A 19,812-nucleotide genomic window follows, 5' to 3' on the forward strand; every position below is an offset into this window, starting at 1 on the left:
TTTAAGGTGTATGGATTTTAACTTCCACGTTCGTTCCTGGAATGAGCTTCATATCCTTCGGCTTGTTAACAGCTATTTCTACAGGCACACGCTGGGTCACCTTGTTAAAGTTACCGCTTGTGTTTACGGCAGGAATGAGCGAGAACACCGCATTTGAGGCTTCGCCCACTTTGCGAACTTTGCCTTGAATCGTCTTGTCGCCTGCTGCATCAAGCGTAATGTCAACAAGCTGTCCCGGTTTAATGCGGTCAATATCGGTTTCTTCAATATTCGTGGAGACATACAGACTGTTCATATCAACCATGGTCGCAACAGCACTGCCCGGAGAACCGATTTCATGCTCCTTCGAATAAATCTTAATAACGGTACCGTTGATCGGCGCACGCAGAACGGACTTGCTAATCATGCTGGAATCCAGCCCCGATACATCCTGCTCCGCAATCGGTTCATTGCGCTGAAGAACATCGCCTTCCTCCACATCAATGTGTGTAATCTCTCCTGAAATTTGCGGCATTACCTTATATTGATCCGCTTGAATACGCGCATCGTCACTCTTAACAAAGTGTGTTGCCTGATACCAATAATAGTAGCCAATGACTCCGCCGCTCAGAATGAGCAGTACGATGAGAATTGGCAGTACAGTTTTCTTACTCACTTCTTCCACCCCTGTTGTCCAAAAAATTTTATTATTCAACACTAATATTTTAATTTTGAAATATTAGGGCATCAAACCAAACCGTAAACGTAAAATAAACACATGGCAGCATACCATGAAAAAGAATGAACATTATTTATGTACGTAGGCAATCCTTGTCTATGCTCACACACACCGTCTCCTTTATATTTAAATATTTTCATATAAATATCGTACATTGAAGTATTATAGTTATATTTATCTATTCAGGCAATATAAATTTTCAGTTTTTCAAAAAAAATTCATAAAAAAGAGCCTTGCTTTCCAAGGCTCCTTCAACGAAGAGGTGTTATTCATATTTAAAGGGGTTTAAAAATGTACTAAGAGAAAAGCAAAGTCCCCAATAATCGTTCTTTACAGTTTTTGGCCTCCTGCTGCTCTTTTGGGTTTTTATCCATCCTGTTGCTATTGCCCTGTGATCGTTGTCCCCCTATGCAGGCTCCACAGTGACATCGTTCTGTTGTCGCGTGTACATCCTCTCTGGAGTCCCGTAATAACCGAACGTAATCCAGAGATTGCTGTAAAGAAGCAGGACCCGGGATAAATCGGACTTTTTTTCCTTCCAGCAGACAGGAGACCTCAATGAGCTGAGGAAGAGCACCAAATGCATAATAACAAAAAACATTCGTCAAATGTTGAAATGTATGAATAACGTTGAGATTATAATCCACGATGTACTTCTGAATCAGTAAGGAATCGGCTCCAGCTGACAGTTGCCAGGCCGCCTGCACAATAATCGAAATGTCAACCTCAAGCTCAGGGACCGACGTGCAAAATTGCTCGTACAACATCACTGGCACTGACAAGTCCCTATTTAACGCACAAATTTTAGACAGCTCGCCTGACACTTTATTTTTGACGTCCCAGTAATGGAACAACGATTCGAAGCCGGTTGGCTGTGTGGGCCACCATTTCTCCAGCACGTACTGGACGGGGATTTCCCGCCGCACCTCTACTTCCATTCCGAAGTATTCATTTAGCGCATGCCCTACCGCATATTGAACCCGTTGCCTCCAATTCCAGCCTTCACGCCCGCGCTTTCCCTGCGATTGACGGGTAGACTGAGGAGTTCTCCACATCTCCTCAAGCTGATAGTCGTGCAGAAGAGGAAAGCCGCTTAAGCTATCGCTGTTGCGCATACCTATCCCTCGCTCTCTTCTCAGGACACCCCAATACCAGCCTGTGCAAATTGTCTTCCGTAAGCCCTGCAATTTTCCTTCTCATCATCCAGTGGGTTGAATTCGATCTTCAAGCTCTCCTGAACAACAGCTGCACCACGTTCTTTGACTTTTTCCTCTACCAGGTCAACCGCACCGCAGAATTGCGTATAGGATGTATCTCCGCTGCCAAATACAGCGGTCTTTTTACCGGACAAATCAAGCTCATCCAGTTCCTCGTAAAAATCTAAAAATTCATCAGGAAGCTCACCATCTCCCCATGTATATACACCCAACAGGAACCCGTCATAGCCGAGCAGTTCCTGCGCGCTGCAATCATACGAAGCCTTCAACTCCGCCTCATGTCCTGCCTGGCGGACGCCTTCGGCGATCAATTCTGCGATTTCCTCTGTATTACCAGTCATACTGGCATAAGCAATCATGATTTTACCCAAGTTCATCCCTCACTTTTGTTAGACATATGGAATGCATTCATTCCCTATTACTTAAATAATATTTGATAATGATTCTCATTGTCAAATATTAATTTCAAATAAGTGTTTTACACATGGTGCAACATACGCAAAACAGCCGCATAGCATGCGGCTGTTCGCTGATAAACCCTATGAGTAGGCTGCTTCAACAAGCAGCTTGTTTATTTATTGCATCCATTATTTATTACGCCAGTACAGTTCATTCCATTGCAGCTCCTGACGGAACTGACGGATGTTCGTGTTGTTGTCAATGACGACGGCTTCTATGCCTGTCAGCTCTGCGTAATCCAGCAATTGCTCCGTGGTTACAGCATAGGACAACACCGTATGATGCGCTCCACCCGCATGAATCCATGCTTCTGCGGACACTTCCAGAGAAGGCTCAGGTTTCCATAAAACGCTGGCTACAGGCAGCTTCGGCATTTGGTTTTTATTTTCCACAGCATGGATTTGGTTAATAATCAGACGGTAACGTCCTCCCAATTCAATGATGGATGCTACAAGCGCCTTACCCGGTTTGCCTTCAAAAATAAGACGAGCCGGATCGGCTTTGCCGCCAATACCCAACGGTTGAACATCAATACGCGGTTTGTTTACAGCAATCGTCGGACATACCTCCAGCATATGAGAACCCAAATTCAGTTCATTGCCCGGCTCCAAATGATAGGTGTAATCTTCCATAAAGGAAGTATCCACATTATTCGCCATCAGCTTCATCAGGCGCGTCAACGCTGCCGTTTTCCAGTCACCCTCGCCGCCGAATCCGTAACCTTGGGCCATCAAACGCTGAACCGCCAAACCAGGCAGTTGTTTCAGACCATGCAGGTCTTCAAACGTTGTCGTAAAGGCTCCAAATTCTCCGTCCTGCAAAAACTTTTTCAAGCCCAGCTCAATACGAGCCTGCTCCAAAATAGAATCACGTACTGCTCCCGGTTGCTTGGCTTCTGCGGATAGCTCATACAGGTCATGGTATTCCTCGAACAGGGAGTTAATATCCCCCTCTGACACGTTATTAACGACCTCAACCAGATCACCCACACCATAGCCATTGATTGACCAGCCCAACTGGGCCTGAGCAGATACTTTGTTGCCGTCGGTTACAGCTACTTCACGCATATTGTCACCAAAACGGGCTACTTTGAGATTTTGGCTTTCGCTATAAGCAGCAGCCGTGGACATCCAGCCGCCGATGCGTTTCTGAACGCCTTCTTCCTCCCAATAGCCAACAACGACTTTGCGAGTTACACCCAGACGGGCACCGATAAAGCCAAATTCACGGTCACCATGCGCGGATTGGTTCAGGTTCATAAAGTCCATATCAATACTATCCCAAGGGATATCACGGTTAAATTGAGTATGCAGGTGCAACAATGGCTTTGCCAAACGCGTCAAGCCAGCAATCCACATTTTCGCTGGAGAAAATGTATGCATCCAGGTAATAATCCCTGCACACAGGTCATCTCCGTTCGCATCAATAATAAGACGGCGAATCGCGTCAGAATTCGTCAGAACCGGCTTTAATACCACTTCAAATGGTAAATGACCACTTCGGTTCAATCCCTCAACAATTTGACGAGAATGCTCTTGTACCTGATCGAGCGTCTCGGGTCCATACAAATGCTGACTTCCTGTAGCAAACCAAAATTTAAACGGTTTCATAATTAAAAATTCCTCCTGTCAGGAAATAAGTATAGTTGCAGCTGTATTCATAGATAAACTATTATGTACGTACAATCTAATATTTTTCTCAATATTATGATGAAAAATGATTAGTTGTACGTACAAGTAGGATTGACTTCATTTTAATATGGAAGCGCTCTAATTACAAGTGTATTCGGCAAAAAAATATTTTTTATCTGGAAACTGAGCACTTCTCCTAGGTTAATGTCCTAAGCATCTTAGTAAACAAGCACGTAAGCCCTAATAGTCATGACATATCAAACAATGCCAAGCCCTATAATTAGGACTTGGCATTGTTGTGAGGAAATTCCCACACAAAGTTGATCATCTATTTTACATGAAAAACAGACATTAAAACTTTTAACTTACTTCATTTGTTGCATGAGGATGCCCCAACCCACCTGCCTTCTCTAATGGAATTTCAAACTGACGAACTGTCTTGATAAAGAACATGATTAGTCCAGACAATACGGTAATTAGGGCGCTGAAAAACAAGACCTCAGGCAGTGAGAATCGCAAAGCTAACGCGCCGCCAATCAGAGCTCCCAGCGGAAGGGCCGCATTCGAGAGGGTATTCGTAAAGGCGATCACACGTCCTAACAGCGGTAAGGGAGTAATAATTTGGATCAAAGACATTTGCAATACATTAATTATACCTGTAAAAGCACCTATTAGGAGAGCCGCCAGTAGTTTCATCCACATCTGGGGCATCACAGAAAACAGGAAAATGGCAAGTCCTGTAGCTACCCATGCAGCTGCAATGGTAAGACCGTTCCTTTTAAGCACATTTACCAGAAAAGAACCTACAAAAATGCCGATGAAATAAGAAATATACAGCAAACTGTAATAGATTGGCGAACCGTAATCGACAGCAATGGAGGGCATAGTAATAATCAGAAAAGCCATTGAAAAGTTGGCAAGAGCAAAGAATGGCAACATAATTCGCAAAAAGGTGTGGCGTTTTACAAAGGTATATCCTTCTTTCAGTTCTCTCCAATAGTGCCCTAATGTTAGCGAGCCCTCGCTATGTGTCCCTTCCGTTGAATGAGTGTCAAGCTGTTTGCTGAGTCTAATATATACGACACCTGCAAGGAACAGCATACCGCTGGCCAATAAAAAGGTGTTTTGCATACCCATAGCGATAATGAGCGAAGCTCCAGCCAGATAACCAGCGATATTAATGATCTGGTCCGACGATGAAATCATAGAGTTCGCCCTAATAATTAAATCTGGTACACGAACAAGTTGAGGCAGCATTTTACTGTTAGCAGGATAGAACAGCATGGAGAAGCAAGACGCTATAAAAACGATCGCGAGGATAATTATCAAATTGGTCATCCCGTCTCGAATAAGAAACGGGACAATCGAAATTAGAATCGCCTGCGCAAACAAAGCAATGCTGGCCAAGCGTGCGGGTGAATAGCGATCTACGAGTGGGCCAACAAAAAAGCTGAAAATAGATGCTGTAGATACCGCCGCATACGTGAAGCTGGTAAATGCCACTGACTGCGTCGATTGCTGAACAAAATATAACAACACAATGGAATAAATGCTATCCGCTATATTTGCCACGGTACGTGAAGCAAAAAAGCGGACAAACCGATTGTCTTTGAATAAATGATTCACGTTTTCAGCTCCCTACTGCCGTATGGCTAGGTCAGAAATAATCTTATCGTTAGCAGCTTGCAATATTCGATAGATATCCTCATGTTTCTCTTCATATGGTAGGCGCAGGAATATTTGAAGTACTGCTCCAGTATGGGCAGCTTCAAAGAAAATCACTTCTTCTCCGTCAACTAAGGTTGTACTTCTGTTTAAGGTGCTCAACATCTTCGAGGCCTCTTGCATTTCTCCCAGGTAATTGAACACGATTGGTAATTGTCCAAGTCCCTTTTTTAGCATACTGCTTGCTTGCGGATAGATAGGCTCCATTTCTTCATTAAAAATTAAATTAAAGAAGTTTAAATGATGATTTGCAGCAACGCTTAATTGTTTTTTGATCACCGCATGATAAGATGGCATTTCTTCCTTATGGAGTAATACGGGAATATGATCAATGTATTCTCCCACGGATTCAAAGTAATTCCGATCCCCATACTGTCTTCCATACTGCGTTAACCATAACGGAATTTCTGATTTTCGGAAATAAATACCAAAAAATTGAAATGCCATTTGTAGAGAAATATCCCAAAAGTTCACAGAATCATTCTGCATTGAAATACTCGGTAGTGTTATATCCCATTGATACGTTGTCATTTGTCCATATTTGAATTCCCGGGTCAGCTTATAAATTTGACTTGTACTCTCAACAAATGACTGGAGCTTATATTGCTCAACAATTTGCTGATCACTTATCCCCTGTGGTCCTTGACGAATATGTTTGGCATAGTCCATATAATGGAATACCTCTGTTGTATGCTCCAGTTGTGGATCCTCATATTCTTCAAGTAACTGACTCTCCAAAATCATGCTGCTCGTGCCATCGAAAATAATGTGTGAGCACGGCAGAAGCAATAAGTGTTCCCGTAAATTCAAGCGAATCAATGCAATTCGGTATTGTAAAGATTTCGTCTGCTCATACGGTTCAAAATAAAGATGCGACATGATAGACGAAAGGAGCTTACGCTGGATTGGTATCGGATATGCCGATAGATCCACCATAGGTAAAGATAAGTTCTCCGGGATTGATCGGACTTCCCAAGTCCAACCCCCGTCCGATTGAATCAGTACGCTACGCAGTAATTCATGCCTGCGCATGAGCTGCTGAACAGCTGTGGACAGACGTTGCTTATCTACATAGTGATTCAGATGAATCACCGTGCCAGAAGAAGCAGGATGCTGCAAATGATAATGTTGAGCAGGTGCCAGTGGAAACTGTCCGATCGCCTCTGAGCTTAGCAAACTACCATTCCAAGTTGCATTCATTTCATCAATTATTGAAATAAATTCCATTGATTGAGAGTGAAGAACGTCTTCCTGTTCATCATCTGTTATTGTAATTTGGCCTGCATCCTCTCCACCCATAGGCACAATGTAATGCGGATGCAGGTCAGGATGTACATGAGACGGAATGAAAGCAACGATCTTATCAACCTGATCTGCTCGAAATGGATGTACTTGTAGAAACAGATAGTCTTGCTCATCAACCGACACAAATTGAAGCAAAGCTTGTACATCAAAAGTGTTGCTAATCCACTGTTCAGCTTCCGAAATACTGGAAATCCATGATGTGTTATGGTGTGTGTCACAACGTTCAGCTTGCAGCAAATCAGATAAACCACGAACAGTTTGATGTTGTAATACCTGATGGATTCCTAGATTGATACCTTTTTCCTGTGCTTTAGAGACAAGCAGTATAGCCTTTAGAGATTGACCTCCGAGTTCAAAAAAGTTATTGTCAATGCCTACCTTTTCCGCGCCAAGCACCGTTTGCCAAAGCTCTACAAGTTGTTGTTCTAATGCATTTCTCGGGGCAACGTATTCTTCATTCCAACTACCTGTCCCTTTCGGTAAGGGTAGCGCTTTGCGGTCGATTTTCCCATTCGGGGTCAGGGGCATATACTGCAACTGCATAAGGTATGAAGGAACCATGTAATTGGGTAACTTTTTCAGCAGCGTGTTACGCAGTTCGCTTACACTTACTTCACGTTCTGCCACATAGTATGCGACCAGTTGGTCTGGCCCCTGTTCTTCTGCATTTGACAGCACAATGGCCTCTTGCACAGCCTCCATTTTCAAAATTTGCGCCTCTACCTCACCCAATTCAATCCGATACCCTCTGATTTTCACCTGATGGTCGATCCGACCCAAGTACTCAATGTTGCCATCCGGCATCCATCTTGCCAAGTCACCCGTTCGGTACATCCGTTCATAACTTGCTTCTCCGCTACTAAACGGATTTTTCACAAATTTTTCAGCAGTCAACTCCGGACGACCCAGATAACCCCGCGCTAACCCCGGACCGGATACACACAGTTCACCCGGCACACCCACGGGAGCTAAACGACCATGCGCATCCACCATGTACACGCGATGATTCGGTATAGGACGCCCGATTGTAATCAGATCCTCAGCTCGCGGATCTTCAGACACGGACCATACCGATGTCGCGACCGAGTTTTCTGTTGGACCATAAGCATTGTAATACGCCACTTTCTCCTTCCACTTAAGCACCAGCTCTATTGAGGCTGCTGAGCCTGCTGTGACCAAAATGCGTAAGTCTGGCATACGTGCTGGTTCCAGATACACCGTATAGGTAGGTGGGAGTGTGGCCACTGTAATTCGATGTTCCGACATGTACTTCTCAAACCACTCATAATTCAAAATCGTCTCTTGTGTCGGTACGTACAATGTCGCTCCACTGAATAGCCCCTGGAAGATTTCCCAGCAGGATGCATCAAACGAATAGCTGGCGAATAACAACACATGATCTGATGAGATAATCTGTAGCGTTTGATCAAAATACGTTTTCAGATTGGACAATCCTCGGTGTTCCAGCATAACTCCTTTGGGCTGTCCCGTGGTTCCCGATGTATAAATAACATACGCGAGGTTATTTGAACCACTTACCGAATCTAGGTTTGAACCATCCTTGTGATATATGGATGTTTTCCCATTCAGGATCAGCACCTGACCCTCAAACATCCCTTTTTCCACCAGATGACTTTGCGTCAACAGCAGTTTTGTTCCGGAATCTTCCAGCATGTATTGGATTCGCTCCTGTGGATACGTCGGATCAATTGGCACATAAGCCCCACCAGCCTTGAGCACTGCCAATATGCCTACGATCATCTCAATAGAACGTTCAACAAGTAAACCAATTCGCTGATCTGACTGCACACCATAAGATCGCAGCGTTCTTGCCAATTGATTGGCGCGCTTATTCAGCTCACGGTAGGTCAACTGCTCTCCTTCGAAATACAAGGCGATCTGCTCTGGCGTCTGCAACACTTGCGCTTCAAACAAGCCGTGAATCGTCTGCTCGTGCGCGTACTCTGCTGCCGTATCTCCCCAAATCGCCAGAATTTGTTCGCGCTCCTGCTCCGTCACAATGTCCAACTCGCGCACTCGAATGTCCGGTTTCGCCACCACTTGCTCCAGCAGCTGTATTAGATGGCCCTGAATTTGTTCTACACTCGCACGGTCAAACACCAATGCATTGTAGCTAAAGCTCATTTGGATCGTTTTTCCTGGCAACACCGCCAGATTAAAGTCGTCGTTCGTTGACTCGGCTACCTTTGCTGTCCATAGGCTGAGGTCGAATTCTTCACTATCACTCATATGCCCCACTTCTTCCTCCACCAGAACATCTGCAAAAATGACGCTATGGTTGATCCAATCCTGAATGAGCTTAGATAGCCCCTGAATCTCATGGGGTGGATATGTGGCATGCACACGTGCATACTTGAGTAACTTTTCGTTTTGCTTCATTAATTCTGTGAACAAACTGTTTTCTCCGCCTTGGATACGCACAGGCATCGTGTTTATAAATGCTCCCGTCACTGCTTCTGTATTTGCCATATCAGCCGCCTGACCTACTACATGTACGCTGCCGAACACAACGTCCTCAGTTCCGTTATATCTTTGCAGTAAAATCCCCCATGCCGCCTGTAGTAACGTACTGACCGATACCTCTTCCTGCTCGGCGATTCGTCGTATTCCGACGGTCAGCTCCATACCCAGATCCAGATGTACATACTCCGCCTGATATGTTGTCTGATTCTGCTTTTTAGCCTGCGGTAAATGGGCTTGTTCCTCGTACCCGGCCAGATAGTTGCTCCAGTAGCGTAATGCTTTTTGGCGTTCTTGATGCTCTTTCAGAACAGGCACCGTTTCTTCCGTAGTGACCCATTCCAGCTCTCCAAGTGTTAGATCCGGGTTCACCACAACCGTCTCCACCAATCGTATAAAGTGGCGCGTCATCTGCTCTACTGTTTCCCGCTCATATAGCGATGTCGCATACTCTAATCCGAACCGAATACCCGCTGCTCCCTCACTGGCTTCCAGCGTCAAATCAAACTTTGCCGGGGCTTGCTCCATCCCATATGGACGGAAGCTCAGGTCAGCCAGCTTCAACTCGTTTTGCTCCGTGTTTTGCAACACAAACATCGTATCAAACAGCGGATTGCGGCTCATGTCACGCTTCACCTTCAGCTTGTCCACCAGTTCCTCAAATGGATAGTCCTGATGCTCATACGCCTTCAATGCATGTTTCTTCACATTCTCCACATAGCTACGGAATGTTTGCCCTGCGGTTGGGTAATTACGCATAGCCAGCGTCCCAACGAACATTCCAATGACTGGCTCCAGATCCGCATGCGGTCGGCCGGCTATCGGGCTACCTACAATAATATCCTCCTGCCCGGTGTACTGATGCAGCAATGCTGTATAGGCTGCCAACAGCACCATGTACAGCGTCGAGCCTGTTTCGGCCGCCAGCTCTTTCAGGCGCTGGCTGGCCTTCCCGTCCAATTCGAATTCCACTGTAGCCCCTGCTGTACTTCGCACCTCTGGACGAATAAAGTCGGTCGCCAGGTTCAAAACGGGTAACTCACCATCAAAGGTGTCCAGCCAATACGCTTCCTGTTGCTTTAACCAGCCCTGCTGCACTCCATTTTGCTGCCATACGGCATAGTCTCTATATTGTATCCGTAATGGAGATAACTTTTCATCGTTGTACAAGCGAACTAATTCATTGGCCAAAATATTGGTTGATACGCCATCCGAAATAATATGGTGCATGTCCAGCATCAACAGATACTGCGGTACTTTTTTTTCTCCTTGTACGCCCAAATCCAATAATCCCACACGTAACAGCGGAGCGGATTGTAAATCAAACGGACGCACAAAAGAACGAATACGTTTTTTTATGTTCGCACCTACAGCAAGCAAATCCTTTAAGGCACGATTTTCTAGTAATTTGCTATATTCGACCTCGAACAATACAGTATCGTGAATCCGCTGCATCGGCTTGTTGTCCACCATTTCAAAGCTAGTACGGAGGGTGGCATGACGTGAGATCAACTGATGAAACACTTCTTCTAACCTTTTAACATTGAGAGGTCCACTCACCTGGAACGCAGCGTACATATTGTAATTCACATCGTTAGGATCAAGTTGTTGCAGCATATACATCCGTTTTTGTGCCGAGGACAACGGATAAAAGTCACGTTCTTCCGTTACCGAAACCGACACATACGCCACCTGATTAAGATCTTTAAGCACTACCGCCAGTTGTTCAATTGTCGGCGCTTCAAAAATAATTCGTAACGAGATAGATTTGTTAAGTTCTTTGTGAATCTTCGAAACCAGCGTCATCGCACGTAGAGAATGTCCGCCGATCTCAAAAAAGTTATCTTTCACACCAATTTTATTCAATCCAAGCACATCTTGCCATATTTTTACCAACTTCGATTCCGCCTCCGTACGCGGCTCAGCATAATCTGCTCCGCTTTGCAGGCTGCCTTCCGGTGCTGGCAGTGACTTCCGATCAATTTTTCCGTTCGAGGTCAGCGGAATATGCTCCAACTGTACGAAGTATGCAGGCACCATATAATTTGGAAGTTCCTTAGCTAGCAAGCTGCGCAATTCACCCGCATCCACATCTTGTTCAGCTACATAATAGGCAACCAGTTGGTTTTGTCCTTGATTGTCTTCACGGACCAATACGACGACCTCTTGCACGTAAGCCACCTTCATCAGGTTGGTCTCAACTTCACCCAATTCAATTCGATAACCCCGAATTTTCACCTGATGGTCAACCCGGCCCAAATACTCTATATTCCCATCTGGTAGCCAGCGTGCTAAATCGCCCGTCCGATACATCCGTTCATAGTTCGCTTCACCACCAGCAAACGGATTTGGCACAAATTTTTCAACCGTCAGCTCTGGTCGGTTCAGATACCCTCGGGCTACGCCAACACCGCTGATACATAGCTCACCGAGTACCCCTATTGGTTGAAGCTTCCCATGCTCGTTTAGAATATATGCGCGCGTATTGTGAATAGGTTTACCCAAATTTACTGCTATTTCTGGTTCACACACGGAAGCCAGTACATCAATGGTTGTTTCCGTCGGTCCATAATGATTATTCAGAATGTATCCTTTGCTCACTATTTTTTCCTTTAATGAATCTTCCAACCGTTCGCCACCACAGATTAACGTATCTAAGCAAGGTATTTTGGCATCTTCAGATAAAAATGCTCTCATCAGAGCCGGTGGAATGTCTAGTACCCTGATATTATGAGTCTTAATATATTCGGTCAGTAGCTGCTTACTCAGCAGCGTTGCACGCCGGATACAATGCAGCTTGCCCCCATGCAGCAACGTCCCAAAGATCTGCTCAATACTTGGATCAAATGTATATTCTGCCGTCAGGATCATATCAAGTCCACCACTTATTGCGTAACGTTCCGAAAACCAGCTCACCGTATTAATTGCACTACGATGGTTGACCATGACCCCTTTCGGCTGTCCAGTCGTTCCTGAGGTATATAGAACGTATATCAGATGATCCACCCTGTCTGTGGACATCATCAAATTAGAGCCATCTGCACAATATATTCTGGAATCATCCAGTTCAAGAGTAATCCCGTTAAATGATATTCGTTCAGTAAATGCCCGTTGTGTCAGTACAATCTGCGCATCGAAGTCCTCCAACATATAATGGATACGTTCTGCTGGATATTCCGGGTCTATCGGTACATAAGCACCACCTGCTTTGAGAACTGCCAGTATACCAACGATCATCTCAATAGATCGTTCCACAAGTAGTCCAATTCGCTGCTCTGGCTGTACACCATAAGAACGGAGTGTTCTTGCCAATTGATTGGCGCGCTCATTCAACTCACGGTATGTCAGTTGTTCACCCTCAAAAAATAAGGCTACCTGTTCTGGCGTTTGCAAGACTTGCGCTTCGAACAAACCTTGAATTGTTTGCTCGCTTGGATATTCCACCGCCGTATTTCCCCAAACATCCAAAATTTGCTCGCGCTCCTGTTCCGTCACAATATCCAGTTCATTCACCAGGATATCCGGGTTTAGCACCACTTGCTTCAGCAGTTGCATCAAATGTCCCTGAATTTGCTCCATATGTTCGTGATCAAATACCAGGGCGTTATAAATAGCTCTCATTTGTATCGTTTTTCCCGGCACTACAACCAGATTAAAGTCATAATTTGTCTGCTTTATCCAATCGATTTCGTCAATACAATAGCGATCCTCATCGCTATCACCCAGTTGCTGAATTTCTTTCTCTACTGATACACGATCAAAAATAAGGATGTGATTAATTAAATCGTGATTTTGCTCTGACATCGCCTCAATTTCTTCGAGTGAATACACTTTATGGGCAAGGTTGGCCATAGAAAGCATTTGTTGTTGCTTGATCTCTTCCAAAAATCGACTATTATGACTAGTTCTAATGCGCACAGGTACAGTATTTATTTGCAGATCGAGGGCTTGCTCTTCATTCCGTACCACAGATGTGCTTTCTAAAGCCACACTACCAAACACTACATCATCCGTACTGTTATATTTTTGCAGCAGAAGTCCCCACACCGTTTGCACCAGTATTTGGATGGTTACCTCATATTCCTGAGCAATCCGTTGCAGCCCGCCCATCATGTCTGCATCCAAATGAAAGTCATGATATTCGGTCTGACGACTCCATGTCTTATTCATTCGAGCCTGCGGTAAGCGAGATTGACCCTCGTACTCCTTCAAATACGCTCTCCAGTAATTCAAAGCGGCATTATGATCTTTGTAATCTGAATAATCAATATGTCTACTTTTGGCAAGTGTATTAAGTGTAGACATTTCATTTAACCTTGATAAAATCAACTGTTCTTCATTATCAGACAAAATATTCATGTCAGCCAGTCGTAATCTACTATCCTGGGTGATTGTCTCCAAAATCTTTATATAATGCTCTGCCAACTTCCTGATTGTCTCTGGCTTAAATAACTTAGTAGCATATTCCCAAACAAGGGTCACTCGATCTTGTTCTTCAGTCACAAGCAATGAAAAATCGACCTGGGCTACGCCAACATTATATTCCTCCGGTTTAAATTGGACCCCCTCGACCTCCAAAGTGTTCATCCCGACATTTTGCAAACTGAACATCGTATCGAACACAGGATTTCGGCTGACATCACGAACCAGTTCAAGTTGATCTACTAGTTCATCAAATGGATATTCCTGATGCTCCAGTGCCAACAATGTGCTTTGCTTGACCTCCTGTAAAAAGGACTGGAACGTCAGTGTCGATTGCGGGTAATTGCGGAGCGCCAGTGTATTGACGAACATCCCGATCATCGCTTGCGTATCCACATGTTCTCTTCCAGCCACAGGCGAACCTACAATGATATCTTCTTGACCCGAATACTTGGCCAGCAACACGTTATACGCTGCTAAAAGCACCATGAAAAGCGTTGATTCGGTATTTTGGGCTAGTTGGTATAAGGATTTTGCCAACTTTCCATCCAATGTGACCGTCAAACTATCTCCTTCAAAACTTTGTGTCTGCGGTCGCGAAAAGTCTGTAGGCATTTGCAGAACGGGAAGCTCTCCATTCAAAGCCCCTAACCAATAGGGTCTATGCTCCTTCCATTTACTGCCAATGATTTGCTGCTGTTTCCAAGCCACAAAGTCCTTGTAATGAAGCTGAATGTCAGCAAGCTCTCTGCCCTGATAACGCCGGATGATCTCATCCATCATAATGGTCATAGAAAAACCGTCCGCAATGATGTGATGCATATCCATCAGGAGCATAAAACCGCCCTGAATAAATTCGAACAGTTTAATGCGGAGCAAAGGAGCTTTATCCAAGTAAAAGGGCCGAATAAACGAGATTCGTGCCTGCGCTGCCTCTTCTTGCGGAATCCGTGAGAACGGTATTTCAAACGTCATCGTGTCCCGGATTTTTTGTACAATCTCCCCAGCCTGCAGTTCAAAATATGTCCGGAAGGACTCATGTCTTAAAATAACTTCCCTAGTAGCTTCAATAAACTTTGAAACTACCAAGTCTCCTTCTATGAGGAGCTGACCTGAAATATGGTAGGCTGTTCCGCCACCCAATTGATCCAGTGCGTACATCCTTTTTTGGGCTGAAGACACCGGGTAAAAAGGCTCGGGGGCCACAGGAACAATCGATTCATGTGCTTGCTGCTGCCCTCCGACAATAAATGCAGAAAGTTCCGCAATCGTTTGCAAATCGAAAATGCGGCTGAGTGGGATATGTACACCCAACTCCTTGTTCACTTTAGACAAGATGACGGTCGCTTTTAACGAATCCCCACCCAATTGGAAAAAGGATTCATGACGGTTAACTTCGGACAGATTTAAAACGTCTTTCCAAATAGTCGTCAGCTTCTCCTCAGCGGCTTGTACCTCAGAACCAACATCCTTTGCTGCATTAACACTTGCTTTTCCCACTTCTAGCAGGACTTGCAGATCCGGCTCTCCATTTGCTAAGAGAGGAATACGATCCATCTTAATGCACCAACGAGGCCGCGTATAATCCGGAAGGAGTCTATTCACAGCTTGCTTCAGCTCGGATTCTTCCCAAGGCTTTGAAGCGGCTGCCACAACATAGGCGGTTAAATGCAATACTTCACCGGCTTCATTCGTTTGCGGGGTAATCAAGCAATCACTTAGTTGGAAAGTTTGCAGCAAGTGTTTCTCCAGTTGTTCCAAATTCACTTGATGTCCGCGGATGCAGATGCTTCGGTCCAAATGACCGATATGTAAAAGCTTCGCTCCACCTTCCACGTAAGCCCATTCCCGGGTCGTTCCCAAAATTCCGCTGACTGCCGAGGCCTGGTAGACCTCCCCTGCTGTTCCGACAGGTGCTGGTTGCTTGTATGCATCAAGCACACAAGGATAATTACCGTTAGAATCGACGTAATCAGTCCATGTAGCCCGAAGTCGCTCCTGTCCCACAACATCAAGTAAAGAAATCGAGGATACACGAATTTCCTCATTCTCCACAATCAAATGCAGCAGGTGGAGGAAGTATTCTGACCACGTTTTAACGATATTTTCTTGAAAAATATCTGTATTATAGTCAAAGTCAAGACGCAACTGCTTCTGTACCTCCGTAACGTTCAAAAACAGCTCGTATTTACTGAAAGATATTTCGTTTTCAAGCACTTCTACATCCAATTGGTGGAAGTAAAAACGAGGAATCGGCCGATCCATATTAAACACAACGTTCATTACTGGCAAATATTTTAATCCTAGTGGGGCCAGTCCGGCAAAGCTGTATTTCTGGTAGGCCTCCAACTCATTCATCCGGTGTTTGACCGTTTGCGCAAATGAATTAAATGAAACGTCAGAGCACACTTCGCTAATGACCGGAAGCATATTCACACAGTTACCAATCAGCGAAAAAGCATCCATTTGCGCTTGTCCTGCTGTCGGTATGCTTACCATCACTTCTTTTTGGCCTGTCAGGCGATGCAGAAAAACCTGAAATGCAGATAAAAGGGTGATGAATAAACTGTTTCCGAGTTTGATACTTACGTTTCTCAGCCGTTGAACTAACGGTGCCTCCAGAATCAAAGTATGTCTGCTTCCGTGGGAAGATGGCATCATTAGCCCACGCACCGGAGAAGGTAAATCTAGCACAGGCAGGGACCTCTTTAGTACAGCCGACCAAAACGTAACAGCTTCCTCTCCTCCAGACCTCAACTGATCATGCTGCCAAACGGCATAGTTCCGAAATGATACCGGATCGGGTAGAGTAACAGCTTCATTGCGGACTAACGCGGAATAGATGTGCTCTAACTCCCGCATGAACACTCCCATCGACCAGCCGTCCGCAATCAAATGGTGAAAGGTAAATACACCAATGTGCTCTACAACTGATATTTTCAGCAATTGAACACGGAATAATGGCGTATAAGGTATTAATGGGAACGGAATTGTGCTATCCTTGGCCAGCCAATTTCGGACGTACTGTTCCTGTTCATCTGGCGAGTAGTCGCTAAAATCATGCAATGGAACGCTAATCTTCATTGCAGATGTAATCACTTGTGTCTCTCCATCATCATTCATAAAGGTACGCAAAGCTTCGTGTCGGTTCACGATGGTATGCACTGCCTCGGTAAAAGCTTCGGGCTGAAGCGGGCCACAAAAACGCAGCAAAGCTGTTTCATGTAAAGATTGTGAGTCATTTCCTTCTGATACCGTAGCGAACCAAAGCTGCTTTTGATCCGGGGTAAGTGCAATAACAGTTTCCTGAGCGACCAATGTCTCCGTTTCTGGAGGCATGGATACCGCTAGAGCTTGCTTTTCCAGACCTGGGCCGCTTCTGTTCGACGGCAGGTCGGACAGGAAGGCTCCTTTACGAAGGCCGCTTACGCTGTCCTTGACTGCTTGTACGATCTTTGCACTGTTTTCCTCGGGGTGATATACAGTGGTAGTGTTCACATGTGCTATGGTATGATCCCGCAGCACCTCAAGCTGACGTGACATTAAATGAAGCTGTTGCTCCAAAATGCGTTCTAAGCCCACAGGCGCGGATATCGAAAGGTTCTGTTTTTCATACGTTTGTAACACATAAGGGGCCGTATGTTCTATCTCATTACCTGGGATCTCCACAGGACTTTCTACCACCTTCTGATTCGCAGACTCAATGGGGATAACTACTCTTTCTGCCACATAATTTGTCAACAATTCCAACGTGGTTAGCGTATCAAAAAACTCATTCATAGGTATGTCAAATCCAAGCGCATCCTTGATGCTATGACGGACTTGAGATAGAGTAATGGAATCCAGCCCTAGCTCTAAAAAATGCGTTTGTGGCTCTATTTCATCTTCGTTAAGTTGGGTCACATTTCCAATCATCCTGACTAGTTTTTGTCTAACATGGGCTTTGTGCTGGTTAAGGGCTGATTCTGTCGCGGAATACTTGTTCGCCATATTTATATACTCCTTTATCGCTGGGTTTTTAGAAGCTCGTCTGGCATCTCGTAAATAATTGAGACAATCTTGTATGCTCAATTGGACGTAAAAAATTTCATATCGCGAATTTTTCCCCAAATTCAAAGCATCCTACATACCTTCGATAAAATTCAGTAACACACCCGATTCGGCTTTCTGACAAGAAACACCCGTATTCGAAGCCTGTGCCTTGGAGAGTCCGATATATACGCCAACCTTCCAAATTGTGAACGCTCATCGGTCTATGAACACATGATAAAGCTCTAGCTAATTGAGCTCACCTCCATCCGAAATTATACGAACACTTGACAATTCATGGTTAGCTGCTGCTTAGAATTTAAAATATTCCAAAAAAATTGTTAGACGAAGCGTTTCATTCGACAAGAAGGTGGCAAAACAAAAATGTTTTCACAATTCGAGCATTAACATGCATATGTACGGAAATCATTATTACTGACAGTAGAAGAATCATTTTAATAAAAAACAAGTTTTAAAAAGGAATAGAATGATGGAATAGCATTTCGTGGTGTGAGTAAAATATTGTGTGATCTTGGAAGTGGGTAAAAATGGAAGTATAGTGAAACCTTATATTTACAGCAAAAGATTTCAGTATCATAGATGAAATTGATAACATAACGTCGATGTAGGACAGGATGTTTTAATTATTAAATAAGCGTAACATATAACTATTTATTTACATGATAAAATATAAATTCGAAATATGTCAATGATTTTTAAATTCCTTCAACATAAATAATTTGGAAAATAAACAATTCTGCTTCATAACACTTTTCGCCTATCAAAAGTCGCCATAAAGCGACAGAAAATACAGGGACCTATAACGGTCAATACCAGCTTCTCCATGGAATCATTCGATTGTTGCTGAGGTTTGTTGTACAATAGACTCCATATGGGGATTTCTGTGCAGAGGACTGCCGGAATCCTGAATTGACTGTTGAAGGATGGATTGTACATGTATGTAGCACAAGAATGGAAAGATTATGAAGTAGTGGATACAGGCGGCGGCGAAAAGCTGGAGCGTTGGGGCGATATTGTCCTGCGGCGGCCTGATCCGCAAATTATATGGCCGTTGTCCCAGGAAACAGCCGAGTGGCGCGATGTTCATGGACATTACCACCGCAGTTCCTCTGGCGGCGGTAGCTGGGATATGAAAAAGCCTACTCCCGAGCGCTGGACGATCAGCTACGGGCCGCTTAAATTCCACATTAAACCGACCAGCTTCAAGCATACCGGTCTTTTTCCGGAGCAAGCAGCGAACTGGAGCTGGATGATGGATAAAATTAAAGGCGCTGGCAGACCGATTTCGGTACTGAACCTGTTCGCCTACACTGGGGGAGCCACTACTGCCGCAGCGTATGCTGGAGCAAGTGTTGTCCACGTGGACGCCGCCAAGGGCATGGTACAGTGGGCGAAGGAAAACGTGCAATTGTCCGGCTTAGCCGACCGTCCGGTACGCTTCATCACAGACGACGTATTCAAGTTCGTACAGCGGGAGCAACGCCGGGGAAACCGATATGATGCGATCATTATGGACCCTCCTTCCTACGGGCGCGGACCCAACGGAGAAACATGGAAGCTGGAAGAAAGCCTGTATCCGTTTCTGGAATCCTGCATGAGCATCATTTCCGATCAACCGTTGTTCATGCTGATTAACTCTTATACCACAGGGATTTCGCCTACCGTACTGCGCAACATGCTGAGTATGACGATGCAACAAAAGTATGGCGGTCAAATCAGCGCTGGTGAAATCGGATTGCCGATTACCCGCTCGGGGCTGAATCTGCCTTGTGGTATTCTCGGACGCTGGGAGGCTTAATTCCTC

General features: G+C 44.8%; 6 protein-coding genes and 1 pseudogene. 1 reads left to right on the forward strand and 6 read right to left on the reverse strand.

The window, feature by feature from the left end; translation table 11 throughout:
* Position 1: 1 nt before the first annotated feature.
* From C1I60_RS20445 to C1I60_RS20470, 6 genes and pseudogenes are all read right to left on the reverse strand, one after another.
* On the reverse strand, positions 2-655 hold the full coding sequence (locus C1I60_RS20445) for an HlyD family secretion protein (RefSeq protein WP_137063362.1): 654 nt from the start codon (positions 653-655) through the stop codon (positions 2-4).
* A gap of 359 nt (positions 656-1,014) precedes the next feature.
* Positions 1,015-1,833, reverse strand: a complete 819-nt coding sequence (locus tag C1I60_RS20450; protein ID WP_137063363.1) for a hypothetical protein — start codon at positions 1,831-1,833, stop codon at positions 1,015-1,017.
* Positions 1,834-1,853: 20 nt separating this feature from the next.
* Entirely contained in the window at positions 1,854-2,312 is a 459-nt protein-coding gene (locus C1I60_RS20455) for a flavodoxin (RefSeq protein WP_137063364.1), read from the reverse strand.
* Positions 2,313-2,522: 210 nt separating this feature from the next.
* Positions 2,523-4,004: an L-arabinose isomerase gene (araA, locus tag C1I60_RS20460; RefSeq protein WP_137063365.1), complete on the reverse strand. Its 1,482-nt coding sequence runs from the start codon at positions 4,002-4,004 to the stop codon at positions 2,523-2,525.
* Between the two features lie 381 nt (positions 4,005-4,385).
* Positions 4,386-5,651, reverse strand: a complete 1,266-nt coding sequence (locus C1I60_RS20465; protein WP_137063366.1) for an MFS transporter — start codon at positions 5,649-5,651, stop codon at positions 4,386-4,388.
* Positions 5,652-5,663: 12 nt separating this feature from the next.
* Positions 5,664-17,900, reverse strand: a pseudogene (locus tag C1I60_RS20470) (amino acid adenylation domain-containing protein); the annotation flags it as partial.
* Between the two features lie 1,042 nt (positions 17,901-18,942).
* Here C1I60_RS20470 and C1I60_RS20475 point away from each other — a divergent pair.
* Positions 18,943-19,806, forward strand: a complete 864-nt coding sequence (locus tag C1I60_RS20475; RefSeq protein ID WP_014281993.1) for a class I SAM-dependent methyltransferase — start codon at positions 18,943-18,945, stop codon at positions 19,804-19,806.
* Positions 19,807-19,812 lie beyond the last annotated feature (6 nt).

Origin of the sequence: Paenibacillus terrae, from assembly GCF_005217525.1 — a bacterium.
GTDB lineage: Bacteria > Bacillota > Bacilli > Paenibacillales > Paenibacillaceae > Paenibacillus > Paenibacillus terrae_C.